The following is a 23,468-nucleotide window of genomic DNA, read 5'->3' on the forward strand; positions in this document are numbered from 1 at the left end:
AAACAACCACTGAAATGATGGAAGGAGAAACTGATATGTTCAACTGTGCTCCTCCAAATTTCAATATGGTACAGCCTAAGGTATCAGAAGCATTGGAAGAAGATATAGAGAAGCAGGTTCCTAATAAAAAGGCGGCAAAACGCGACAAAATAAATAGTTGCGTTTTGCCGCCTTTTTGCTTCATAGTTTCTTTCTTGTCAAAGTCCTTCATACCATCTGCATAAGAATTTTAATGACGGAAGGCAGCCCGCCACCATATTGGGTCTGAATTCCTAAATTTGGCGAAGCTACCCTGCAGGAGGTGTCAACACATTTATATAATTAAGAAAAAATATATAAATATATAATTTACATTTATATATTTTACCGATATAATATAAATATAAAAATAAGTGGTAAGGGAGTGATTCCAATGGCTATATAAAATGTCTTATTGACGTACATCAAGTTTATAGGAGGGTATTTTGAACAGAGTATCTAAAATTATAAAGAAAATGGTTATTCCAGTTATTCTTGTTTGTTCCATGTGTGCTTCGATAATAGCCTATGCTGCTTCATCATTAGACGCTGCAACAAAGCAAGAGTATTATAAAATATATGCGAAAATTGTTAATGAGATATCGCAGGAGTCCGGAAAAGAGGTTGGACTTCTCCCAATGGATGATTTTAGGGATGAAGACTGGAAAACCCCTGAAGAGTTTAGGAAGTTTGTGAGCCAATTGGTTTATGGCCAATTGGTTGTGGTCGATTTGCCGAATACACGTTCCGGCAGCAGCGCAGCAAAAAAGGTTACGATAACTGAAGATGGTACCCCATTTTCCATTTCAATTACTGGCAAGTTCACAACCCAGTATAATTCCAGCACGGGAAGACAGCATTTTAGCGGCGTAACTTCTTTGACATCAAAATCTTCTGGTTCTGGTGATTGGAAGCAGATTTCGTATGATGCGGATTTTATCGATGCCGCCAGAACATGTTACATAATTGTAAGTGGTAAACTTACGGTATCTGGCGTCTATACAACCAAATATGCATCTGTATATTTCTACTGTGGTTCTAACGGTGGTATCAGTTAAGTTTAAGGGATATATTATGGAACGAATCAGCCATTTTAAAGAAGTTCTCTGTGTTTTCAGGAAAACCGGATTCAAACGCTGGCTACTTTTTCGTATACGCTTAATAAAATCCGTATTAACATTTATATATATTTTCGATATAATAAAAATATTTAGAAAGGCGGAAACGTAATGGAAAAATTGAGTCCAGCAGAATATCGTTATATGCGAGTCATATGGAATCACCCAGAAGGTATAACCAGCAACGAGCTATATAGGCCATACTCATTGACAATGGGTGGACAATCGACTCTTTTACGCAATGTTGTCAGGAAAGGATACGCCACATCAAAGCACGTAGGAAAGCAGGTTTATTATTATCCTGTAGGAACCAGGCTGGAATATGACCGGCAGGTGGTTGGTGAACAGCTCGAAAAGAAAATGGGCCTTCCTTCCCTTGGCGCTTTGGTGGCTGCCTTTTGCGGCCGGGATGAACTCAACGAAGAAGAAGAAAAGAAACTGGAGTTTTTAATTCAGGAATTGGAGCAAAGGCAGAAAAATGATGGCGAGTAATATCTTTACATGTTTAATTTCAGGCTCCCTAGCAGGCAGTATTCTCTTCGGACTATTACTGCTGCTGGATTGTGTATTTGGCAAAATTTATGTAAGGTACATTTATCAGTTCGCCAAAATTATCCTGATTGTATATCTTGGCTCTGGTATTGCGATAGTCTATATGGTTTTTTTTATTGGTACCAGATATAACGTTTTACTGTATAAGTCTGAGGATTTCCAATCCATCAGGCAGATACAAGGACTTGTACTTTCACAATTCAGTTTTGCTTCAGATGTCATTTCTATTATATTATTGGTCTGGCTTGTATTATTTATTGCAGTTTTCTTCTTATCAATCATTCGAAGTTTTTTTACCATCAAAAAACAGTTATTAATAACAACAGCGGTAAATGATACGCGACTGCTTATTTTTAATAATTTAAAGAAGGAGCTTAATATTAAAAGAGATATTGGCCTATATGAACACCCAACCGCCGGGTTCCCCTATTTAACTGGTATAATCCGGCCATCAATCATTTTGCCAAATGGGACCTACAGTACCGAGGAATGGGGAATGTTTTTACGGCATGAATTGCTGCATTATAAAAGCCATGACCTGGTTTATAGGTTGATAATCGAGGTGGTACAAAAAATCCATTGGTTTAATCCGGTTATATACTTTTTTAGTTTAAAGGTATATGAGTTAAGTGAATTGGTTTGCGATGAAACTGCCGTTGACAGGATGGATATTACTCAACGAGCGCAGTACGCACGGTTATTAAACTCTGCTGCATGTGGTAATGGAGTTGTCAAGATATTAGCATCCTTTTATGGCAATTATCAAAGAGTTGAAAGAAGAATTTATAATATTATGGAGCAGAAAAAACAAAAAATCAGTGTTGCATTTGTTTTTGCAATAGTGCTGATTCTGGCCTTATGTCCGATTGTATCTTATGCCTCTGTCACCGCTGCCAACCAGGCCCAGGATTTATTGGTTCACGCATATATGGAGCAGAATGATACGGTGTCCGATGATAGTGATGTTATAACGGATTTTGTGGGAAACAAGACCGACCGTACTACAACAACGTTCCTTGCAAAGGCGGCCCGCGGTGACAATACCTTGACAAATTATGTGTCAGAGGCAACAAACACAGCATTATGCTCTCCGGTTAGCCTAAGCAAAGGTGATGAGGTAATTATTGCAGTGTATTCCAACAGTACAAACGACAAATATATCGGAGGTATTATTGACAGCGATGGAAAGCGGACTTATGTGCACGCAACAAAGGGAGCGATGACCCATACCTTTAAAATAACAAAATCAGACATCTATGAAGTCTTTTTCCAGGGGAAAAATGGTAGTGGCGGTGCTGATATCACATTGAATGGCACTGTAAGTATCGAACGATAAAACACCGTTCATTCATTAAAACCAGCTATGAAATTATTCAACACTACTCTAATGAGGAAAGAGTAGGTATACACTCTGGCTTCAGATGCCAGTTGGCCGGCGTAACTGATAAATATAGTGATTCATTCTCAAATATGCACAGTAAAATTGGAAGGGGGGAGGTATTGATGAAAAAGGAGCAGAAGGCCCTGGCAAAATATTTAATCGTAACAGCAATGATAGACTTGTGCAGTTTTTATTACGTGGCTGGTTATTTTGCAAAATTCTTGATTAATCATGTTACCGGGACTAGTTCTGACGGGTTTAAATTAGCAATGGGTTTGACAAACCTGACCTTTTATTTACTTTTTATAGCAGCATTCGTGTTTTTTTATAAAAAAATAGTGGGCTGCATTGATAAAATGATAACAGCTACATTTTATCTCTGGGGAGTTTTTATTCTTTCAAATCCAGTAATCAGCCAATTAGTCTTAAAGTCAATGACACAAGCAGCCATCCAGACACAAACCCTGTCTGTTCATGCGGATCGAGCTGCAGGTTGGGCTCTCCATGCAGTGGTGATTTGCTCTTATATGGCATGCACTGTCATAACCGGCTTCTATTTACGTCAGTTCAAATTCGTAATTCTTGCAGCTCTGCTTTTATATGTATATTTTGGCGGCTGGTATGATTCTTTAATTGGCCAGGGGGAAGTTATGGAGCTACATAATTTTATAAAATTCGGAAATATACTTATTACTGGTTTGATGCTGTTATTACCTACATACCAAAATCATGTACTTAGGGAAAATCCACTTGGTCTTTTTGATACTTCGGATATAGGATAAAAAATAGTAGTTGTTTGTGAGTGAAAAAGCATTACATAGTGAAAATCGTTGTAAATACTGACTTTTTTTACCTGTTAAGGCACTTTAAATCACAATGCTTTTTGATATTTTGGTGCCCAAATGGTGCTCGAATGTCTTACGGCGATATAAAACGATACAAGCAGATATTAAGGAAATATCAGAATTTTTAGAGAGCGAAAGCACTTGTTGCTTTTGCTCTCTTGACTGTTGCATAAGCGGGGATATTCGTACTTGTCAACAGAAAGTACAGCCTATTAATCTTCTCCGTTGACGAGCGTAAATGGCTTTGCTACTTTGTAAACACAAATACGATGATAGATAAAATTATAGCTTTGTGCTATTATTAAAAAAATGGCAAATTAAAATTGGAGGAGATTTCATGCACAGATTCGATAACAGTTTCTGGAGTGCATTAGATACCTTAGTCGGCAAATCAGAAATCATCATAGATAGACCAAAAGGAACTGCACATCCTAAATACCCTAATTTCATTTATAAAGTCAATTATGGGTATTTGAAAAATACAACATCAATGGATGGTGCCGGGATAGACGTATGGGTCGGGACGAATGGGAAAAATATAGATGCTATTATGTGTATTGTTGATTTGATGAAAAGGGATTCTGAAATTAAAATACTCATAGGTTGCACTGAAGAAGAAAAGGATATTATATACGAAACTCACAATGAAACACAGTACATGAAAGGCATTCTTATTCGTCGATAATTTTTAATTTATGAGGGCATATCAAACAAAATATGACGGAAAGGGTACTCCTTTCCTATGCTTGCTACGGAACTTTTAAAAAAGGAACAAAAGAGAAAGACCATTATCAGCGGGAGAAATACACCAGAAGAAGGGAGCATTGCACATGCGACATTAGGTGCATGCTTATACCATAAGCCGTCTTTAAAATTGGGTGAGGATGTTGCTGTTGAATTTATAGGTGTTGAACATGAGAGCAGTGATATTGTTCGCGGTATACTCTCATCTTGCGCCTATGGTGTGATGGATGGCATGCCTGCATCTCCCTTTACCTGTTGGAGAGATATGCTGCCTCTTTATATGCCTGAAAGTAAATTGAAACATGTTCTGTTTCTGCCTCCATACTTATGGGGAGAGGAATTATTGGTGTCAACATTTGAAAATACAACTGTTTTTTATTTGCTTGTTTGCCCGCTTTCTGATGGCGAAGCAAACTTTTTGCTTAAGTTCCATGATAATTCTATAGGGGCGAAAACGTTAATCCAAGAGGTGGAAAAAGCAGAAACAAATATATTTGATTTTAACAGGGAGCCTATTTTTTGACTACCCATTTATAGAGGAGACAACAAACAACAATAGTCGGAACAATTGGTGTACATGGTTGTGGAGATAAAAGGTTTAGCAAACTATTTTTACTCCGGGGAGGGAAGGTTTTTATGGAATGGAAAAGTAAAATTAATGATGAATGTTGCGCAGACGAATTAGACGAAATGATAATCGATTATATTAAAGCCGGTTTTTTGTCAAATGATGAAATCTTAGTGAATATTAATGAATACCTTGAAAGAGTGCAATGAATTGGCTGCAGAGTTACATGAAAAGGGAGAAACAGTGGATGGTTGCTGCTTTTATACAGAACAAGATTTAGGACATATTTTACATGAGGATAGCAGTTCACTTTATTTCTCTTATGGTAATTACTTTAAAAAGCCAACGGCTGAAGATGTGGGGCAGACAAAGAGGATGAGTTTTCCACAGTCCATGGATGATTTTAACAGACTTAAGCCGAGAATTTCCCCGTCCTCTTAGGCGGCAGGATGAATCGGCTTCGGTTGTAAGGTGTGGTTACGTTCTTTGTAACCATAAAGCCTGCAAGAAAAGCCGGAGTGTTATCATATTGAAAAAATGTAGTTCGAATTAAATTTTATCACCGGAAAATAACATAAAGCAATAGAGTTTGTTAATATTGGAGGTGGACTATGAAAACTAACTATTTTCCATTTGGGTTGGATGTAAAGGTTTGGTGCGGCCTGTGTATCCTTGCAAATCTATCTGCTATCTTATTTTATAATAAGTATTTATTATCCAATGTAATAAGTCTGCTAATCATCATACTATATGTCTATCTTTTAAAATGCAAGCGCCGTGTTGCCTTGTATGCAATTGCACTGCTGCATATCGTGCCTGCTTTTTTAGTAGCGATTGTAATAATCAGGAGCAGTATACCGTTGGCAATAGTTTTATTGATTTGGAGCATGGTTGGTCCTTTCCTGACCTACATCGTGCTTAGAAGGTACTGGAAACATATGAATTAGACCATAGTTGTTGCGTTTGGTTCCTGGCCTTGGCGCAAAAATACGTTTACAGCGGTGGTTAAATCTATTCCCAAGGTAAATTGATTAAATGATTGATGCCCGACTTTACCGGGTAGCCGGACTGTTGCAGTATTGGTAAGAACTATTTAATAATACGTAAATGTATTTTTCTGTTTCTTATGGACATGTTTGGTATAATCATTATATATAATATTTTAATTGGGGGGTGTAAATAAAGAAAGGAAAGACAGCAACCATTTTGTTTATTGTGACTGCAGTTGGAAAATGATTTGTCGTATGAAGAATTTGGTGCAGCGATTGTGAATATGGTTTGATTTTAGTGGCAGCTTACATAACGGAGGTATCCCATGAAAAAAGGTGTATTAATGATTATGTGTATGATGATTCTGACCGGGTGTACAATTAATCGTCCGGAAATCAGTGAAAGCACTGCTGTTTCTTCGGTTTCAGATGAATTAATATCGCCAGATGAATACATCTCCATTGAAGCATTGAAAGCTGCTTTGAAAAATTCTGAACCGGTTGCAATGCTCGACACAAAGGGTACAGAAAAAACTTCAGATAGTAATGCTCAAAAAAACACGATAGATACCATGGATGTTACATTAAAGCTAATTACTAGCCGCGAGTCCTATTTCTGCTTTCAATATAATGTTGACAATGGAAGAGAGGAATACCCTGTAGATGTATACACTTTTAGACATGAAGATGGGAATTTCACTCTTGAGGATATGATGGAAAAGAATCCAGGTTTACTTGAAAAAATGGAGCTGTCTGGAAAAACTGTGTACTGCATCGAAGGGGTGACTATGGATTGGTTTAATTCTTATTATTTTGTAATGGACAAAACATTGGTTCAAGTCAACATTGATAAGAATCATGACGATGATATTGAAGATATCCATACTTTTGTAATTAAAGAGTTTCTTTAAAAATTGCGACATAAAATAGATTGCTGGGTATTTGTGTAGCCGGGCAATGCAGATTGCAGACAATTCCTGCGGACCTCCTCTCTTCCCTATAACCTGGCTGGGCTATATATACTGCTATTTCATGTGCGGTGCCTTATTAGTGGAGTTAATGAGAAATAGATGTCTTCCGGTAGAGGAGTACATGGATTATATACGAGATTATCTACAGGAGATTCATTATAAAATAAAGAAGGGGAGGAATGATTTTGAATGGTACAAATGAAATAATTACGGAAAATCTTATTTTACGCCGGTTTAGATTGGGTGATGGAGCAGAATTATATCATAATGTAGGCCAGGACCAGTCCATTTATGAATATATAACCTGGTCACCATGTTGTACACTGGAGAGTGCAGAAACCTTTGTAAACGAAAATGTTCAAAGGTACCAGACAGATGAACATTATTACAGTTGGGCAGTGACGCTGCATGGCTCCATCATTGGATATATTGGTGTATATGATATTGATAAAGGTATGCTGTTAGGAGAGATTGGTTTTACCATAGCATCTAAGTGGGCGGGACGGGGATATGCGTCAGAGGCGGTTGCGGCCCTGCTTTATTACATGTTTGAGGAAGTAGGATTCCATGGAATGTCAGCATGGCATGACACAAAAAATATGGCTTCAGGAAGAGTACTCCAAAAAAATGGAATGATAATAGAGGGAATAGCACGGAAAGCTGTTGCACAACAGGATGGTACATATGATGATAAAGTGTACTATGGTATCCTAAAAAGTGATTATGATAGAAGAAAGCAAGAGTAGCCGCCTACAGGAGAGCCATTTGTCGATGGATTCCGGTGCTTTTGACATCTCTTTTGCGAGTATTTATAAATTGTTTATTGTTTTGTTAGCCGGATGTTATATGTTTCTGATACCATAGGACTGTTAGCTCAAAAAAAGTACAGTGAAGAGGCGTGTCCCAGTATTGGGAGATGTCATATATCTGGGATTTATCGTTCCATACAGAGATTTGCAACTTCTACATTTCCGTCCATCTTATTTCCGGTTATATGAAAGCCACATCGCTTTGTATAGAATGATATGTTTTCTGCTTTGTCTGCAGGAGTAACTAATGTAATTTTTTTCCAGTCAGAATAAAACATCAAAAAATCTTGAATTGCCTTTGTACCTATCCCCACACCTTGAAACTCTGGAATAACACATAAACAGCCTAAATAATATTCCCCGTTTTTTCGGTTTTCAAAGGATATAGCACCTACGGGAATTCCATCTTTCATAATCATATGTATAGGGGATTTTGAAATAGAATGTTCCATCTTTTCTTTTGTTTTTCCATACCCAGGACATTCTCCGTATCGAATGTAATCATCATAAAATGCCGCATTGTATATTTCTATTAAGCGTGTTGCATCGGCTATATTCGCTTTTTTATACGTTAAATTCATTCATTTTGCTCCTTCATGTAAATTCCCCTTTTTAGACTTCCGTGTCCATATGTATAATCGAGTTTTATTAACAGCCTAACATGATAATATGTATATTTCAATAAAAAACCCGGGAAATTAATAGTTGTAGAGTCCAATCTGTATTCTGCTTCAGGATAATGTACTGTAATATACAGAATTGTTGACTAATACCTGATTGCAGAGGGGGGAGGGTATAGAGAACGATGATTGTAAGATGATGATGATTCATCAATGGCAAGGAAGGCAGTTCCCTGGGATAGCTATTCGGGTGACTGCCTTCTGAAATGAAAGTTAAACGTGCTGGAGGATGGAATCTCGGTTGTCGGCAATGGGAAGAAGTGTATTGCCAAATCAAGGAGACTATCCATTTGGAAAGAGCGGCAACCGTTTCCGCGGCAGCTACCGGCATTATGATGATAGCCCCCACCACTGTTTAATCCTGCACTGCTTCCTATTTCACAGCCGTAACCCCTGCCATAACAGCTTCAATTGTTTCGGCCGAATCAGGCATATAGCTGGCAATTATGGAAGAAATATATTTCCCTTTGGAAATACAGTAATAATCCTGAAGCATAGCTCCTCCAAGCGCAGAAACCGAAAGCTTTGTAAAGGTCTGTCCGCCTATATTAACATCTTCATAATCGTTAAACTCATAACCATAATCTTCCAGAGCCCCTAACTGCTCCTTCACAGCATCCAAATACTGTTCAGCAGGCATGCTTTTTCCGCGGGCGGCAACAGAAACATTTTCATGCAGCATCTGAACGTTTGAGGACTGGTCCGGCAGAAACACCATAAAATCATAGGCGGTTGTAAACTCCGCAACTTTATACTGTGCTTCATTGGAAACCCCGTTATTGACCAGGATTTCCTGGCCGGTTCCCAGGACTTTCTTAATCTCATCTTCTGTGGAAATCGTGCAGTCCTCAGGAAAAGTAAAAGCAAGATTCAGCCAGGGACTGGTAAATGTATAGCCATCCCAGGAGCCTGTTGAAAATTCGGCTGCCTTTTTCACTTCAGCGGTTGTCTCCGTTTCTTTGGCCTCAGTTGTTGCGGGTGGCTCCGGAGATTGCTTATTCCCGGAATTGCATGCAGTCAGCCATGCAGAAGCAAGTAAAGCGGCACTCAAAACCAAAATATTCTTCTTCATAATCATCCCCCTCCTGTATTTAGTAATAATATTTTATCAAACACAAATAAAAAATGCAATCGATTAGAAGAATTGGTTTAATGTAAACTATCTCATTAATCCGGCATAAGCCTGTCATTAGAAGATGTGATAAAAGTACCATGTGTTGTCACGTATTTTTGTTTAGTTCCGTCTTTTACCCTTAGGCCTGTCAGAGTCTCTGAACCTTCTTTAAAAATGAAGGTATAGGAACTGTTCTTAGACTCATAGATAAAATATTCTTCAATCTTTGTCGTGGGCTCACCCATGGCTTCCGTTAGCTGTTCCTTGGTATAACCTCTGTAGTCCACTCCGTCAACTAAAACCTCTCCCAGGTCATAGTCTGGAGAATTAAAGTCCAAGGATAGCTCAAAAACAACTCCCTCCTCAAGAGGAATCTCTCTAGAACTCTTATTTCCTGCCAACATGATGCCAAAACTAAGATCATCCTTCATTGGGTAAAAGTATCCCCAGCTTGAGTCCGGAATGACTTTCATGACTTTCTTGTGAGAATAACGGTTCGTGAAGCCAGCCTCCTGAACCTCCTTTATGCTGCTTTTTCCTAGAATAAGTTCATAGGAACCGTCCAGTTTCACTACGGGAGTTTTGCTCCCTCCGCTGGAGCATCCTGCCAGCAAAACCGTCAGTATCAATAATAATCCAATATTAATACAGCCTCGCTTTTTCATGATAACACCCCCTCGCACAATTAATACGTTTATCATACAGTAAATGCTGATTCAATACAAGCGATTTCTCCCGCAAAAATTACATATATCCCATTATTAATTACATGCTGGGAGCGTATGCCGCTTTATATGATATATTATAGAAAAAAGAAGGTTTTAAAGTGGTTTCAAAAAAATCAGCTTTCATTTCCTGCCTCGTCTTTCTTAGAATAAATTCAGGACGGGTGTTTGTGCGCGTATTGTTAAGGAAACGACAAATCGGGTTTAAGGATAGAAACTATAAATTACAAACACTATGAAGGAAGATGGCAAAGAAGTAACATTTAAAGAATTGACTAAGAGGAGGATTTTATGAAGGGATTTACACCTATGACAACGGAGCGCTTTCAAAAGCGTTACGCAAATGGTTACCTTGAATGCCTGGGAAAGATTGGAAAATCAGGCGGAAATACTTTAATCGTATTTGGGGTAGTAATGGCTGCAATCGGGGTGCTTATTGGTTACGGACTGATAAGATTTTCAATCGTAACACTGAGCAGAGGTAATAGTGATGACATACCTACATTGATTTTTTTTGGAGTTCTTTGTCTGGTTTTTCTTATTCCTAGTGTACCGTTGTGCCGGCTAGGCCGTAAAAGGAAAGGTATGGACGCAAATGACTGGTTGCAAACATTTGCTGAAGCCAGTGACTACCCCGAATCTGTTATCCGGGAGTTTTCCTCACAAGTTCCACAACAGGACAGCATTTACTTTGATGTTAACGGACCAACAATGTCACCAGGCATTATAACAAGGGACTACATTTTTTTTGAAGGCGGACAGTTTTGCGTCATCAAAAGGAGCGATATAATCGGTGCTTATTTTGTTAATCTGATTGACATATTCAACACAAAAAATAAATCAGGCTACTGCCTGCATGTTGCAATTTTTTCTAACCACAATACCTGTATTGTTACCAGGGCCTCTCAAAAGAGAGGCAAACATTTAATTGAAATGCTTACAGAAAAACACCCGGAAATAGACACTGCAGGCGGCAGAATATTATCAGATAAAGAGTTTGACAAAATGAAACAAGGCATTCATTGATTTTTTCTTATGAAGGGTATCACGGACGGTTTGCGGCAAACGCACAAATGAAAATTTATAAACAAATCATATAAAACAAACAAGGGGGGTGTTAAAATGGATAAAATGGAGTTGGCCAGTCATGTATTGACGTTTATTGCTTTTTTTGGAATAGGATGGAAATTAAGAACCAGTAAAGTTGATAAAAACACTTTACTGCCCGGCTATACACTTGAAAGAGTAACGCGCCGACGCAAAACGGGTGGCAACATAGTTATGGTTATAGCGGGGATATACTTAATACTTTTAATGCTTGTTTGGTTATTTCTTACTTAAATTAATGTTTTATATTATCAAACAAATGGTAGTAGATTCAGGCAGGTATTGGTTAGTTCCTATGCCTGCTTACTTTCTCCCCAAATATTCTCCGGGTGCTGGAAATAAAGGGGCAGATTGTTACAATTAGTACAAAATTATAAAGGTGAGGTTTTGAAATGAAAAAGAGATACATGACTCTTTGTATGATGATGGCAGTCATTCTTACCGCATGCAAAGCGGAACCTAAGTATGTAACGGAAACAGTAATGAACAAATTTGTGGTTTCTTATCCCGGGAATTGGAATGTATCTGATAAAGATGGTAATATAACAATATATAGTGGTCACCTTACTACGGAAGATATTTATTTTTATTGTTATGATTCCGATTTCAAATTTGAAGAGTTGTGAGAAGCATGCTTCCGCTGTATCAAAAATTAAAACTATCAAATATATGATTGTAAAGTCATTAACATAGATGTATACTTTCGTTATAATTCTTAATTGTGAGGTACTTAATATGGATAACAGTACAAAGCTTTTTATTTTTTATAATTATTTCATTCCTGTTTTTGTCATTCTATTTTTTGCGGGTTCATGTTACATTTACTTAATAAGTAAACTTAAAAAAACAACTAAAAAAGAAGTACTTGCATCCTTGAATAAGTTAATCAAATCTTTGAAGATACTCATTATATTTTGTTCTGTTTCAGTAGCTTTTTTAGTTCTAATATTTTTATTATGGTGAAAATATTAATTTAAATCTCCTTAATTCTCCGCCCCGAGGCAGTTCGGGCAAATTTCAGTCTCATAACTCCAGTACCACTTATGGCACTGCTCACATACGGCAAGCTCCTGATTTCTGAATTGTTCGTCTACATAGGTTTCAGGGTGCTGCATATATCATTCCTTGGCCATAAAACTCCCTTTGAATTGTCTCGGCTTTATTTCCTGTAGCAGGTATATATTTTCCGACTACCATTTAGCACATCTCTTTTTCTTAAAGCATTAGTTTTCTTTCCAGAGGTCCTTTTTTCTGTTATAATAAAGCCAGCAATTTCATGGAGGGAAAGCGTGACGGCCCAGTGCAAAGCCCATCCATGGCAGTATGGACATGGTATCAGAAGCATGCCGACAGTACGCCAATCTGCCATTAGGTAAAGAAATGCAGGAAGTATAGGGGCGGGGAGCAGAAAAGATGCTGGAAAAATGTAAGGAGCGACACAATGTTAGATATTGCTATTTGCGATGATGATGCCTGTTTTTCCGGCGGATTAGAAGAGACGTTATGCCGCATGGAAAAGACCTATGGGTTGAATTTTGAAATTGATGTTTATCAGGATGGCAGCAGCCTGGTAAAAGCGGTTCGGGCTGGGAAGCGCTATGATATCATCTGTCTGGATATCCAAATGCCGGAGATGGACGGAGTGGAAGCAGCCCGTCAGATACGCAAATTGGATCGGGTTGCGGAACTGATATATGTTACATCATATGACAGCTATATGAAAGAGGTGTTTGAGGTAACCCCCAGCGGGTTCATTATTAAACCCTTGGATTTGAATGAATTTGAATCGACATTTTACCGCGTCCTCAGGACAGTTATAGGGCAGGACGAATACTACCGATTCCGCTATAATAAAAAAGAATACAAGCTTCTAATACGTAATATCCTTTACTTTACAAGCGATTTGAGAAAAACGTATATTATAGAGGAAGGCGGACGATATATGGAATACAGGAAAATAAATGATATCAGCAAGGTTCTTGGGGAGACAAAGGGGATATTTATAAGGATACATAAGTCTTACCTGGTGAACTACCGCCATATCGTTCGTTTTTCCTATGATACAGTCAAGCTGAGTAATGGGGAGGTACTTTCGGTGAGTAGTCGCCGTAAACAGGAAGTGAACGAGCAGCTTTTGAAGCTGATGTCATTTCCGCTAAGGTAAGAGGACAAGCATGTATTATTTTAGCGTAATGGCCTTATGTGTGGCAATTTCCCTCTTTAGTGTCCTGATTTTGAAATTATATCTGGATACGTTTCTGCAAAGAGCCGTGGGAATCAGGAGCGTGGCTGGGTGGCTTCCATTTTTCATATAGCAGTGTCTCTCTGAAACAGGGCATTTTCCGGGATATATCACTCTGTTGCTTACATTTTCCACTATGTTTATAGTAGGATTTAGTTATACCGGCCCTTTCTGGAAACGGTGTGTGTTCCCCACCATTTTCCTGGCAATATGGATGCTTTTAGAGGGTGCGGTGGATTTTGCCTTTCGGTATATAAATGGAACTGTGGAAACCGAGTTTTTGATGGTGTCCACTCTTTCTAAGATACTCCTGTTCCTATTAGCTATGGGTATCAGGCAGTATGCAAAAAAGAAGGGAATTGGAAAAGAACCATATGGCGGCGGTATGGTCTATATGCTCCTGCCTATTATAGGAATGATACTGTATCATACGCTCTATCAACTGCTGCAGTCCCTGTATGTGAACCAATCGGAAATTGGGGGATGGATGTTGTTGGCAGCAGTGGCCTTGATTTGTCTTAATTTATCTTTTTATCCTGTTTACACACAGTTGGTCAATAACCTTCATATGAAGATGGTTACGCATTATTATATAAAGCAGATGGAACTTTTCAGGCAGGAAGAGGCCATGGAAGCAGCTGCGGCGAAGGAAATTCGGCAACTGCGCCATGATATGAGGCAGCATCTGATTTATTTAGGAGAGCTGCTTGGAAATGGAACGTTGGAGGCAGCCCGGGAAGTATTATTTGAACTGATAGGGGAAACAAAAAAGCAGGGGAGACTGGAATCAAGGACCGGCAATATGGTGGTGGACTCCATGGTAAATCACGCATGGAAAACCGCAGTGGAAAACGGTATTATATTCCATGCGGATATAGCGCCGCTGCCGGAACTGTCTATAAAAGACGCGGATTTGTGTGTATTGCTGGGAAATGCCCTTGATAATGCGCTGGAGGCGTCAAGGTTTGTAGAGGAAGGCAGGAAAGAGATATGGGTTGCCATTCAATATTTTAAGGGGAGTCTGTGCATTCAGATAAAGAATATCTATAAAGAAGACTTGAAATTAGCAGATGATGGAAAAATAGTAAGCCGTAAAGAAGAGCGCGGGCATGGATTTGGACTGTACTCTATGGAGAGGATAGCAGAAAGATATCATGGAATGCTGGATATCAAATCCGATGAAGGATTATTTACGGTGGAGATATTCATATATTGCTGAAGTCAGGTAAGGGTTCTGGCCAGATTGTATCAGAAGAAGCCGAATATTTTGATGATGAAATTTTAAGTACCAAAAAATGTATGATATCATCCCGTCTTTGACACATAAATGGATGTATAAGTGCCGCAATCCCTTTGAAATACTGGGCTTGTGGCACTTTTAGATTGATTGATGTGTCAAACGCCCGTGTACTCAGAAGCATTGGACCCTCCCGCAGCAATTGATGAAAAAGGCAGCTTCTTAAAGAGCTTGCGTGAAATGTATTGCTTAATACCGAAATATCAACTATAATTATGCATGATGTTGAATTGTTTCGTTTTGTCCGAAAATTCAAAGTTGTCGTAAAAGAGACAAAAACCGCTTGAAAAGCCGGTATTTTCGGCCGAAACAGGAGCATAAAAAGTGAAATTTCCAGCTCTTTTCAACACTTGAAATAGCAAAAAAACAAGCACAGATTTTTGTGCAATACTACCAAATTAAGGACGATGTTCTATGAGAAAACTAGCGTTACCTGATGAAATATTACTAAATATCCAGCAGCCTGCCCGCTATATCGGCGGGGAGGTGAACATGACAAATAAGGACCCATCTAAGGTGGACATCCGATTTGCCATGTGTTTCCCGGATGTATACGAAATCGGCATGTCCCACCTGGGCATCCAGATTCTGTATTCCATGTTCAACAACCGGGAGGATATTTACTGCGAGCGCGTCTATTCCCCGTGGATGGACCTGGACCCCATACTCAGGGAAAATAAGATACCCCTCTTTACCCTGGAAACACAGGAACCGGTAAAGAATTTTGATTTCCTTGGAATTACCCTTCAGTACGAGATGTGCTACACCAATGTGCTCCAGATTCTGGACCTTTCACAGATTCCCCTTCATGCCTGTGACAGGACGGAGGATTACCCCATCGTCATAGGGGGAGGCCCCTGCGCCTATAATCCAGAACCGCTGGCTGATTTTTTCGACCTGTTTTACATCGGTGAGGGAGAGACTGCTTATTTTGAACTGATGGACCGATATAAGGAGAATAAGAAGGCCGGCGGCACCAGGAAGCAGTTCCTGGAAATGGCGGCAGAGATACCGGGCATATATGTGCCTGCTTTTTATGATGTGACATATAAGGAAGACGGGACCATTGAATGTTTTCAGCCTAACAATGAACATGCCATGCCGGTTGTTAAAAAACAAATCGTAACCGATATGGACAGCGTGGGCTATATCGAAAAGCCGCTGGTGCCGTTTATCAAAGTAACCCAGGACAGGGTGGTGCTGGAGATTCAGCGGGGCTGTATCCGCGGCTGCCGGTTCTGCCAGGCCGGCTGTGTGTACAGGCCCCTCAGGGAGCACAGCCTGGAATACCTGAAGCATTACGCCAATGACATGCTTAAGAGCACGGGCCATGAGGAGATATCCTTAAGCTCCCTTAGCTCCAGCGATTACAGCCAGTTAGAGGGCCTGGTCAATTTCCTCATTGATGAATTCAAGGGCAAGGGCGTGAATATCTCCCTGCCGTCCCTGCGCATCGACGCATTTTCACTGGACGTCATGAGCAAGGTCCAGGACGTGAAAAAGAGCAGTCTTACCTTTGCGCCGGAGGCCGGCTCCCAGCGGCTGCGGGATGTTATCAATAAGGGACTGACAGAGGAAGTGATTCTGAAGGGAGCCGCCGATGCCTTTGCGTCGGGATGGAACCGGGTGAAGCTGTATTTCATGCTGGGACTTCCCACGGAGACAGTGGAGGATATGGAGGGAATTGCGCTGCTGTCTGAAAAGATTGCGGAAGCCTATTACGATATCCCCAAGGACCAGAGAAACGGCAAGGTACAGATTGTGGCCAGCTCATCCTTCTTTGTGCCAAAGCCCTTTACGCCGTTCCAGTGGGCCAGGATGTGCACAAAGGAAGAATTCATTGAAAGGGCCAACATTGTCCGGGGCAAGTTCCGTGAAATGAAGAACTTTAAGAGCCTCAAATATAATTGGCATGAGGCAGAGCTTACCGTGCTGGAGGGCGTGCTGGCCAGAGGCGACCGAAGGGTGGGCGCTGTCATAGAAGAAGCCTACCGCACAGGGGCCATCTACGATTCCTGGTCCGAATATTTTAAGAATGACGTTTGGATGAAGGCATTTGAAACCTGCGGCGTGGATATCGGGTTTTATACCACCAGGGAGCGGAGCCCCGACGAGGTGTTCCCATGGGACTTCATTGACGCAGGCGTGTCAAAGGAGTTCCTGATTCGTGAGTGGAACCATGCTGTGAAGGAAGAAGTGACGCCTAACTGCCGTCAGAGATGTTCAGGCTGCGGAGCCAGGGATTTTGGCTGCGGCGTTTGTTATGAAACCGTAAAGGAATAGGATAAATGAAAATTCGGATTAAATTCAGAAAATATGGAACAATGAAGTTCATCGGCCATCTGGATGTTATGCGTTATTTCCAGAAGGCCATCCGCAGGTCGGATGTGGATATCTGCTACAGCGGGGGATTTTCCCCGCATCAGATTATGTCCTTTGCAGCCCCTTTGGGAGTGGGAATCACCAGCAACGGCGAGTACGTGGACATAGAGGTGTCCTCCACCGGGGATTCGGAAACCATGAGGGAACGCCTGAACGCGGTAATGTCAGAGGGCTTTGAGATTGTAAGCTACCGGCGTCTGCCGGATGATGCTGCCAACGCCATGTCCATAGTCGGGGCAGGGGATTATACCCTGGCCTTCAGGCCGGGATATGAGCCCGGAGACATGGATAAGGAACAGTGGTTTCAGGGGCTGATTGCTTTTTTTGAGCGTCCCAGCGTCATGGTGACAAAGAAGACCAAGCGCGGGGAAAAGGAGATGGACTTAAAGCCCCTGGTTTATGAACTGAGAATCTGTCCTGAGGGGGACGGTGAAATGGAAGGCCCCCGCCTGTTCATGAAGATATCCGCTGGCAGCGCTGCCAATGTGAAGCCGGAACAGGTGCTGGATGCATATTACGGGTTCCTGGGGGAGGAACGCCCGCCCTTTGCCTTCATGGTACAGCGGGAAGAGGTGTATGCGGACAGGGCTTCTGAGGCTGAGAAGGAGGCCGGGATTCATTCCTTTGTATCGCTGGAACAGCTGGGTGAGGAAATCAGATAATGGACAAACTAGTAGTGACCCGGCGTGGGGATAAGGTATGCACGGCCCTGGTATCCGATGGAAAGGTAAAGCAGCTTATGCTGGAGCCGGATACCGCCGACTCCCTGCTGGGCAATATCTATATCGGCAAGGTGCAGAAGGTGGTAAGCAATATCAATGCCGCCTTTATTGACATAGGACCGGGATGCACCGGATACTACAGCCTGCAGGAGCGCTGGAAGCCGGAACGGCTTAAGGCCGGCGATGAGCTGGTGGTGCAGGTCAGCAAGGACGCGGTAAAGACAAAGGCCCCGGTGGTTTCAGAGCGCCTGTCCTTCACAGGGCGGTACTGCGTGCTGACGGTGGGAAAGCCCGGAATCGGCTTTTCCGCTAAAATCCGGGATACCGCCTATAAGGCAAGGCTTCGTTCCCTGCTGGAACATGACCTGGAAGGGGAAACCTGCCTGGGTGTCATTGTGCGGACCAATGCAGGCACGGTGGAGGACCATACCGTATTGGAGGAACTGGCTGCACTGAGGCAGACATGGCGGAGACTTTCTGCGGAGGCTGCCTGCAGGGTCTGCTACAGCTGCCTTTACAGGGCGCTGCCGGGCTATATTGCAGCAATACGTGATTCCTTTGGGGGTTCCCTGGAGGAAATAATTACAGATGTGCCTGAGTACCACAGGGAGCTTAAGGAGTATCTGGAGGCATACCAGAGGGAAGATTTGGGACGCCTGAGCTTTTATTCGGACGCCCTCCTGCCCCTTGGCAAGCTCTACAGCCTGGAGAATGCGTTTGAAAAGGCGCTGGGAAAGAATGTGTGGCTTAAGTCCGGGGGCTACCTGGTCATAGAGCCTACGGAGGCCATGACGGTCATTGATGTGAATACGGGAAAGTATTCAGGCAGGAAAAACATGCAGGACACCATATACAAGATAAATATGGAGGCTGCGGATGAAATTGGACGGCAGCTGAGGCTGCGTAACCTTTCCGGCATTATTATTGTGGATTTTATTGATATGGAAAGGGAAGAGGACAGGAAGACCCTTCTTGCCCATTTAGGGGATGTTGTTTCGAAAGACCCGGTAAAGACCACGGTGGTGGACATGACTGCTTTGAACCTGGTGGAGCTTACCAGGAAAAAGGTGAGGAGGCCGCTCCACGAACAGGTGGGAATATGACAATACAAAAGGGGATAAAGGGGAAGAAATATGAAAATCATAATTGTAGGCTGCGGCAAAGTGGGAACCACACTGGCAGAGCAGCTGAACAGGGAAAACCACGATATTACGCTGATTGACTGTGACAGCGAGGCGCTTCAATCCATTTCAGACAGTACGGATGTCATGAGCGTCACCGGTAACGGAGCCGTGTACCAGGTACAGATGGAGGCGGGAATTAAGGAAGCTGATTTGCTTATCGCCACCACCAACTCAGATGAGCTGAACATGCTCTGCTGTTTGATTGCAAAGAAAGCAGGAAACTGCCATACCATTGCCCGTATCCGCAACCCTGAATATTCGGCGGAAATCAACTATATCAGGGAGGAGCTGAACCTTTCCCTGGCCATTAATCCGGAGCTGGCAGCCGCCAGGGAGATTGCCAGGCTGCTGCGTTTTCCAAATGCCATCAAGATTGAGCTGTTTGCCAAGGGCAGGATAGAGCTTCTCAAATTCCTGATTCCCAAGGATTCCATCCTGGACCGGATGAAGGTGATGGATGTGGTAAGCCGCCTGAAGAGCAATGTGCTGATTTGCGCCGTGGAACGGGGGGATGACGTGGTGATTCCCGACGGCAATTTTGAGATGAGGGGCGGGGACAAGATATCCTTTATTGCACCTCATGCGGACTGCGCTGAATTCTTCCGCAAGGCGGGCATTGAGAACAACGCGGTTAATTCCGCCATGTTTGTGGGCGGCGGAAAGCTGACCGTATACCTGGCCAAAGCCCTGGCCGATTCCAAGATGAAGATTAAAATCATAGAGCAGGATGAGGAGCGGTGCAGGATTTTAAGCGAAATTCTTCCCCACGCCATGATTATACACGGGGATGGTTCGGACCAGAAGCTGCTTTTGGAGGAGGGAATCCGCCAGACAGAGGCGTTTGCCTCCCTTACCGGCTTTGATGAGGAAAACATCCTGCTGTCCCTGTATGCAGCCAGCCAGTCCAAGGCCAAGCTGGTTACCAAGGTCAATAAGATTGCCTTTGAAAATGTAATCAACGCCCTGAATCTGGGAAGCGTCATATACCCGAAAATGCTGACAGCCGATATCATCCTGCAGTATGTAAGGGCCATGCAGAATTCCATGGGCAGCAATATAGAGACTCTGTATAAAATCGTGGCTGATAAGGCAGAGGCGCTGGAATTCAGGGTCAGGGGGGATTCGCCTGTGCTGGGGATTCCTCTGGAAAAACTGAAGACCAGAAATAATCTGCTGGTGGCATGCATCAACCGCAACGGCCGCATCATCATGCCCCGAGGCAAGGATACCCTGGAGGCAGGGGACACGGTTATTATTGTGACCACCCACACAGGGCTTAACGACTTAAAGGATATCTTAATGTAAAGGCGGGCTGGACATGAATCGGAGTATAATCATATATATGCTGGGCTGGATTATGAATATGGAGGCCATTTTCATGACCCTGCCGGTCATTACGGCTGTTATTTACAGGGAAAGCATTGGGTTCATCTACCTGGGCGTTGCCGCAGTCTGCGGCCTGCTGGGATTTCTGTGCACCAGGAAAAAGCCCTGCACAAAGATGTTTTTTGCAAGGGAAGGATTTGTGACGGTTTCCCTGGGATGGATTGTTTTGAGCTTTTTTGGGTGCATGCCCTTTGTCATAAGCGGAGAGATTCCCCATATCATTGACGCTATGTTTGAAATTGTATCCGGTTTTACCACCACCGGGTCCAGCATCATTCCCAAGGTGGAGGATATGTCCCATGCCACCCTGATGTGGAGAAGCTTTTCCCACTGGATTGGCGGCATGGGGATACTGGTGTTTATCCTGGCAATCCTGCCCATGGCAGGTGATTATAATATGCATATTATGCGGGCGGAGAGTCCCGGCCCTTCCGTGGGAAAGCTGGTGCCTAAAATACGCATCACGGCCAAGCTGCTGTATTCCATATATTTTTGGATGACCATCGTCATGATGGTCCTTCTGCTGCTGGGAAAAATGCCTTTATTTGACAGTATCTGCATGAGCTTCGGCGCTGCCGGTACAGGAGGCTTTGCCTGCCGTAATTCAGGACAGGCGGATTACACGGTGTACCAGCAGGCTGTCATTACTATTTTCATGCTGCTGTTCGGCGTGAATTTCAACGTGTACTACCTGCTGCTCATACGCAGGCCCAAGGATGCGGGACGGTGCGAGGAGCTGAGGGGATATCTGGCTGTGGTGGCCATATCCATCCTGCTTATCACCATCAATATCCGCAGCCTGTTCCCATCCCTGTTTATGGCCTTCCATCAGGCGGCGTTCCAGGTTTCCTCCATTATCACCACCACGGGGTACTCCACCATTGACTACAACAGCTGGCCGGAGTTTTCCAAGACCATTCTGCTGCTTATCATGTTTATCGGAGCGTGCGCAGGCAGCACGGGCGGAGGCATGAAGGTGTCCCGCGTTATGATTGCATTTAAGGAAATAAAAAAGGAGATGGCGTCTGTCATCCATCCCCGCAGCGTGAAGGTGCTTAAGTTCGAGGGAAAGCCTCTGGAGCACAATACCCTCAGGTCCCTTAACGCCTATATTATTGTTTATTTTATGATATTCGGCGTATCCACCCTGATAGTGAGTCTGGACAATTACGACTTCATGACCTCATTCTCGGCAGTGGCAGCCAACCTGAACAACATTGGTCCCGGTATGTCCGTGGTGGGTCCGGCATCCAACTATTCCATGATGTCCTACCTGTCCAAGACCGTGCTCATATTCGATATGCTGGCCGGCAGGCTGGAGCTGTTCCCCATGCTGGTGCTGCTGTCTCCCGGAACCTGGAAACGGAGCTAAGATGTGTAATTGTGAAATGCAGGTGAAAAAACAGTGACTTTCATTGACGAATCCCGACCTCCGGGGTATGATTTCCATAAGAAATCCATGAGGAAAGAAAACCGCGCACAATACACGTTTGGCGTGTAAGGGAATTATCGTGAAGGAGGAAACGGATTGATAAGATTCACAAAAGGCATAAGGTGTATCAGCGCTCTGGTTCTGGCGCTTTCGCTGGCATCGGCATACCCGGCCGTATCATGGGCCGGTGAAGCGGGGCAAACAGAGAATACAGAGAATACAGAAGCATCAACCGGTGCAGTTGCCTATGGTCCGGGAAGCTATGTCATCGGCCGGGACATTCCGCCGGGGGAATATGCGGTCTTTACGGAGGACACATCGGAGCAGAACGCTTATTCCACTTGTACCATTACGTTGTATAAGGATGATACCGATGAGCGGCGTATCGGAACCTTCCGGTTCCAGCACCACGGCCTGATTACCCTTTATAAGGGACAGCACCTGGTAATCACAAAGGGATATGCGGTGGAGGCGGACCGCGCGGGCATTACCCTGGGGACAACCGGCATGTACAAGGCGGGACGGGATATGGAGCCGGGCACATACCGCATCACGCCCCTTACCTCGGGCGGCGGTTATTATGCCCTGTACAATGATGTGAGATATTACTATGATTATATAGATGAATACGGAGCGCTGTTTGAGCCGGTCACAATCAATATTGTGGAAGGCCAGTATCTGGAGCTCTTTGACGCGGGCGCAGTGGAACTGGTGTCAAACTGACAAAAAACTGACAAAAAAACTGGAAATTCCGGTTGACATCGGAAAAGGAAAATGCTATGATATACCAGTATGCCGCACAGCGGGGTTGTAAGAGTCTGCCTGTTTTCCTTGAAAAAGGCAGGTCACCGAAGCTGGCGAGTAATGATAATAGGAGGTGCCTTTCATGTACGCGATTATAGCAACAGGCGGAAAGCAGTACAAGGTAGCAGAAGGCGATGTCATTAAGGTAGAGAGACTGGGCGCAGGCGCAGGCGAGACCGTAACATTTGACCAGGTGCTGGTTGTAAACAACGGCGAGCTGCAGATTGGATGCCCAACCGTTTCCGGCGCAACTGTTACAGCAACAGTTGAGAAGGAAGGTAAGGCTAAAAAAGTCATCGTTTACAAGTATAAGAGAAAGACTGGCTATCACAAGAAAAACGGCCACAGACAGCTTTATACTCAGGTGAAGATTGAAAAAATCAACGCTTAATTGTAAA

Annotated in this window: 26 protein-coding genes; 23 read left to right on the plus strand and 3 right to left on the minus strand. The window is 42.9% G+C overall.

Annotation, left to right across the window (positions count from 1 at the left end; genetic code table 11):
- Positions 1-14: 14 nt before the first annotated feature.
- The 11 genes from I2H39_RS28770 (at position 15) to I2H39_RS00535 (ending at position 7,932) form a co-directional block, all read left to right on the plus strand.
- Positions 15-224, plus strand: coding sequence for a hypothetical protein (locus I2H39_RS28770; RefSeq protein ID WP_207746739.1), 210 nt, complete (start codon positions 15-17; stop codon positions 222-224).
- Between the two features lie 240 nt (positions 225-464).
- A complete protein-coding gene (locus tag I2H39_RS00490; RefSeq protein WP_195625550.1) occupies positions 465-1,076 on the plus strand; it encodes a hypothetical protein in 612 nt (203 codons plus the stop codon).
- Positions 1,077-1,247: 171 nt separating this feature from the next.
- Positions 1,248-1,628 (plus strand): BlaI/MecI/CopY family transcriptional regulator, encoded by a 381-nt coding sequence (locus I2H39_RS00495; protein ID WP_138307237.1) that lies wholly within the window; start codon positions 1,248-1,250, stop codon positions 1,626-1,628.
- Complete coding sequence (locus I2H39_RS00500) at positions 1,615-3,024, plus strand: M56 family metallopeptidase (protein WP_195625551.1); 1,410 nt, start codon at positions 1,615-1,617, stop codon at positions 3,022-3,024. Before I2H39_RS00495 ends, I2H39_RS00500 begins: the two co-directional genes overlap by 14 nt.
- Before the next feature lie 167 nt (positions 3,025-3,191).
- Entirely contained in the window at positions 3,192-3,851 is a 660-nt protein-coding gene (locus I2H39_RS00505; protein WP_195625552.1) for a hypothetical protein, read from the plus strand.
- A 400-nt stretch (positions 3,852-4,251) separates the two neighbouring features.
- The gene (locus I2H39_RS00510; RefSeq protein WP_195625553.1) at positions 4,252-4,599 is read left to right on the plus strand and encodes an inorganic pyrophosphatase; all 348 of its coding nucleotides are present in this window, start codon (positions 4,252-4,254) and stop codon (positions 4,597-4,599) included.
- 57 nt (positions 4,600-4,656) lie between these two features.
- A complete protein-coding gene (locus I2H39_RS00515; protein ID WP_195625554.1) occupies positions 4,657-5,181 on the plus strand; it encodes a suppressor of fused domain protein in 525 nt (174 codons plus the stop codon).
- Positions 5,182-5,294: 113 nt separating this feature from the next.
- Entirely contained in the window at positions 5,295-5,435 is a 141-nt protein-coding gene (locus tag I2H39_RS00520; RefSeq protein ID WP_195625555.1) for a hypothetical protein, read from the plus strand.
- Between the two features lie 402 nt (positions 5,436-5,837).
- Positions 5,838-6,173 carry a hypothetical protein gene (locus tag I2H39_RS00525; protein WP_195625556.1) on the plus strand — a complete coding sequence of 112 codons (336 nt, stop codon included), beginning with the start codon at positions 5,838-5,840 and terminating at the stop codon, positions 6,171-6,173.
- A 368-nt stretch (positions 6,174-6,541) separates the two neighbouring features.
- On the plus strand, positions 6,542-7,126 hold the full coding sequence (locus I2H39_RS00530) for a hypothetical protein (RefSeq protein ID WP_195625557.1): 585 nt from the start codon (positions 6,542-6,544) through the stop codon (positions 7,124-7,126).
- Positions 7,127-7,371: 245 nt separating this feature from the next.
- On the plus strand, positions 7,372-7,932 hold the full coding sequence (locus I2H39_RS00535; protein WP_195625558.1) for a GNAT family N-acetyltransferase: 561 nt from the start codon (positions 7,372-7,374) through the stop codon (positions 7,930-7,932).
- A gap of 188 nt (positions 7,933-8,120) precedes the next feature.
- Here the strand turns inward: I2H39_RS00535 and I2H39_RS00540 are convergent, their stop codons facing one another.
- The 3 genes from I2H39_RS00540 to I2H39_RS00550 all read right to left on the minus strand — a co-directional run bounded on the left by I2H39_RS00540 (position 8,121) and on the right by I2H39_RS00550 (position 10,454).
- Positions 8,121-8,576 carry a GNAT family N-acetyltransferase gene (locus tag I2H39_RS00540; RefSeq protein ID WP_138307182.1) on the minus strand — a complete coding sequence of 152 codons (456 nt, stop codon included), beginning with the start codon at positions 8,574-8,576 and terminating at the stop codon, positions 8,121-8,123.
- Between the two features lie 472 nt (positions 8,577-9,048).
- A complete protein-coding gene (locus tag I2H39_RS00545; RefSeq protein WP_195625559.1) occupies positions 9,049-9,747 on the minus strand; it encodes a hypothetical protein in 699 nt (232 codons plus the stop codon).
- Positions 9,748-9,842: 95 nt separating this feature from the next.
- The gene (locus I2H39_RS00550) at positions 9,843-10,454 is read right to left on the minus strand and encodes a hypothetical protein (protein ID WP_195625560.1); all 612 of its coding nucleotides are present in this window, start codon (positions 10,452-10,454) and stop codon (positions 9,843-9,845) included.
- A 351-nt stretch (positions 10,455-10,805) separates the two neighbouring features.
- Here I2H39_RS00550 and I2H39_RS00555 point away from each other — a divergent pair, with 351 nt between their 5' ends.
- The 12 genes from I2H39_RS00555 to rplU all read left to right on the plus strand — a co-directional run bounded on the left by I2H39_RS00555 (position 10,806) and on the right by rplU (position 23,461).
- Positions 10,806-11,540 (plus strand): hypothetical protein, encoded by a 735-nt coding sequence (locus I2H39_RS00555; RefSeq protein WP_195625561.1) that lies wholly within the window; start codon positions 10,806-10,808, stop codon positions 11,538-11,540.
- 96 nt (positions 11,541-11,636) lie between these two features.
- Positions 11,637-11,855, plus strand: a complete 219-nt coding sequence (locus I2H39_RS00560) for a hypothetical protein (protein ID WP_138307173.1) — start codon at positions 11,637-11,639, stop codon at positions 11,853-11,855.
- A gap of 185 nt (positions 11,856-12,040) precedes the next feature.
- The gene (locus I2H39_RS00565) at positions 12,041-12,247 is read left to right on the plus strand and encodes a hypothetical protein (RefSeq protein ID WP_207746740.1); all 207 of its coding nucleotides are present in this window, start codon (positions 12,041-12,043) and stop codon (positions 12,245-12,247) included.
- An 815-nt stretch (positions 12,248-13,062) separates the two neighbouring features.
- Complete coding sequence (locus I2H39_RS00570) at positions 13,063-13,785, plus strand: LytTR family DNA-binding domain-containing protein (protein ID WP_195625563.1); 723 nt, start codon at positions 13,063-13,065, stop codon at positions 13,783-13,785.
- Between the two features lie 214 nt (positions 13,786-13,999).
- Positions 14,000-15,082: an ATP-binding protein gene (locus I2H39_RS00575; RefSeq protein WP_207746741.1), complete on the plus strand. Its 1,083-nt coding sequence runs from the start codon at positions 14,000-14,002 to the stop codon at positions 15,080-15,082.
- Between the two features lie 492 nt (positions 15,083-15,574).
- Positions 15,575-17,443, plus strand: coding sequence for a TIGR03960 family B12-binding radical SAM protein (locus I2H39_RS00580; protein ID WP_195625565.1), 1,869 nt, complete (start codon positions 15,575-15,577; stop codon positions 17,441-17,443).
- Positions 17,444-17,448: 5 nt separating this feature from the next.
- A complete protein-coding gene (locus tag I2H39_RS00585; protein WP_138307163.1) occupies positions 17,449-18,204 on the plus strand; it encodes a TIGR03936 family radical SAM-associated protein in 756 nt (251 codons plus the stop codon).
- Entirely contained in the window at positions 18,204-19,367 is a 1,164-nt protein-coding gene (locus tag I2H39_RS00590) for a ribonuclease E/G (protein WP_195625566.1), read from the plus strand. Before I2H39_RS00585 ends, I2H39_RS00590 begins: the two co-directional genes overlap by 1 nt.
- A gap of 30 nt (positions 19,368-19,397) precedes the next feature.
- Complete coding sequence (gene trkA / locus I2H39_RS00595) at positions 19,398-20,753, plus strand: Trk system potassium transporter TrkA (protein ID WP_138307159.1); 1,356 nt, start codon at positions 19,398-19,400, stop codon at positions 20,751-20,753.
- A gap of 13 nt (positions 20,754-20,766) precedes the next feature.
- The gene (locus I2H39_RS00600) at positions 20,767-22,206 is read left to right on the plus strand and encodes a TrkH family potassium uptake protein (RefSeq protein WP_138307157.1); all 1,440 of its coding nucleotides are present in this window, start codon (positions 20,767-20,769) and stop codon (positions 22,204-22,206) included.
- Positions 22,207-22,362: 156 nt separating this feature from the next.
- Positions 22,363-22,989, plus strand: coding sequence for a hypothetical protein (locus I2H39_RS00605; RefSeq protein WP_195625567.1), 627 nt, complete (start codon positions 22,363-22,365; stop codon positions 22,987-22,989).
- A gap of 163 nt (positions 22,990-23,152) precedes the next feature.
- Positions 23,153-23,461 (plus strand): 50S ribosomal protein L21, encoded by a 309-nt coding sequence (rplU, locus tag I2H39_RS00610; protein WP_002567611.1) that lies wholly within the window; start codon positions 23,153-23,155, stop codon positions 23,459-23,461.
- The last annotated feature ends 7 nt before the right edge of the window (positions 23,462-23,468 follow it).

Origin of the sequence: Clostridium sp. 1001283B150225_161107_B6 (assembly GCF_015556325.1) — a bacterium.
Classification (GTDB): Bacteria; Bacillota; Clostridia; order Lachnospirales; family Lachnospiraceae; genus Enterocloster.

Excerpts from the sequence above, each read along its gene's own strand:
- I2H39_RS28770 (WP_207746739.1), top strand. The coding sequence starts at position 15 with ATGATGGAAGGAGAAACTGATATGTTCAACTGTGCTCCTCCAAATTTC.
- I2H39_RS00495 (WP_138307237.1), top strand. The coding sequence starts at position 1,248 with ATGGAAAAATTGAGTCCAGCAGAATATCGTTATATGCGAGTCATATGG.
- I2H39_RS00500 (WP_195625551.1), top strand. The coding sequence starts at position 1,615 with ATGATGGCGAGTAATATCTTTACATGTTTAATTTCAGGCTCCCTAGCA.
- I2H39_RS00505 (WP_195625552.1), top strand. The coding sequence starts at position 3,192 with ATGAAAAAGGAGCAGAAGGCCCTGGCAAAATATTTAATCGTAACAGCA.
- I2H39_RS00510 (WP_195625553.1), top strand. The coding sequence starts at position 4,252 with ATGCACAGATTCGATAACAGTTTCTGGAGTGCATTAGATACCTTAGTC.
- I2H39_RS00515 (WP_195625554.1), top strand. The coding sequence starts at position 4,657 with ATGCTTGCTACGGAACTTTTAAAAAAGGAACAAAAGAGAAAGACCATT.
- I2H39_RS00520 (WP_195625555.1), top strand. The coding sequence starts at position 5,295 with ATGGAATGGAAAAGTAAAATTAATGATGAATGTTGCGCAGACGAATTA.
- I2H39_RS00525 (WP_195625556.1), top strand. The coding sequence starts at position 5,838 with ATGAAAACTAACTATTTTCCATTTGGGTTGGATGTAAAGGTTTGGTGC.
- I2H39_RS00530 (WP_195625557.1), top strand. The coding sequence starts at position 6,542 with ATGAAAAAAGGTGTATTAATGATTATGTGTATGATGATTCTGACCGGG.
- I2H39_RS00540 (WP_138307182.1), bottom strand. The coding sequence starts at position 8,576 with ATGAATTTAACGTATAAAAAAGCGAATATAGCCGATGCAACACGCTTA.
- I2H39_RS00545 (WP_195625559.1), bottom strand. The coding sequence starts at position 9,747 with ATGAAGAAGAATATTTTGGTTTTGAGTGCCGCTTTACTTGCTTCTGCA.
- I2H39_RS00550 (WP_195625560.1), bottom strand. The coding sequence starts at position 10,454 with ATGAAAAAGCGAGGCTGTATTAATATTGGATTATTATTGATACTGACG.
- I2H39_RS00555 (WP_195625561.1), top strand. The coding sequence starts at position 10,806 with ATGAAGGGATTTACACCTATGACAACGGAGCGCTTTCAAAAGCGTTAC.
- I2H39_RS00560 (WP_138307173.1), top strand. The coding sequence starts at position 11,637 with ATGGATAAAATGGAGTTGGCCAGTCATGTATTGACGTTTATTGCTTTT.
- I2H39_RS00565 (WP_207746740.1), top strand. The coding sequence starts at position 12,041 with ATGATGATGGCAGTCATTCTTACCGCATGCAAAGCGGAACCTAAGTAT.
- I2H39_RS00570 (WP_195625563.1), top strand. The coding sequence starts at position 13,063 with ATGTTAGATATTGCTATTTGCGATGATGATGCCTGTTTTTCCGGCGGA.
- I2H39_RS00575 (WP_207746741.1), top strand. The coding sequence starts at position 14,000 with ATGTTTATAGTAGGATTTAGTTATACCGGCCCTTTCTGGAAACGGTGT.
- I2H39_RS00580 (WP_195625565.1), top strand. The coding sequence starts at position 15,575 with ATGAGAAAACTAGCGTTACCTGATGAAATATTACTAAATATCCAGCAG.
- I2H39_RS00585 (WP_138307163.1), top strand. The coding sequence starts at position 17,449 with ATGAAAATTCGGATTAAATTCAGAAAATATGGAACAATGAAGTTCATC.
- I2H39_RS00590 (WP_195625566.1), top strand. The coding sequence starts at position 18,204 with ATGGACAAACTAGTAGTGACCCGGCGTGGGGATAAGGTATGCACGGCC.
- trkA (WP_138307159.1), top strand. The coding sequence starts at position 19,398 with ATGAAAATCATAATTGTAGGCTGCGGCAAAGTGGGAACCACACTGGCA.
- I2H39_RS00600 (WP_138307157.1), top strand. The coding sequence starts at position 20,767 with ATGAATCGGAGTATAATCATATATATGCTGGGCTGGATTATGAATATG.
- rplU (WP_002567611.1), top strand. The coding sequence starts at position 23,153 with ATGTACGCGATTATAGCAACAGGCGGAAAGCAGTACAAGGTAGCAGAA.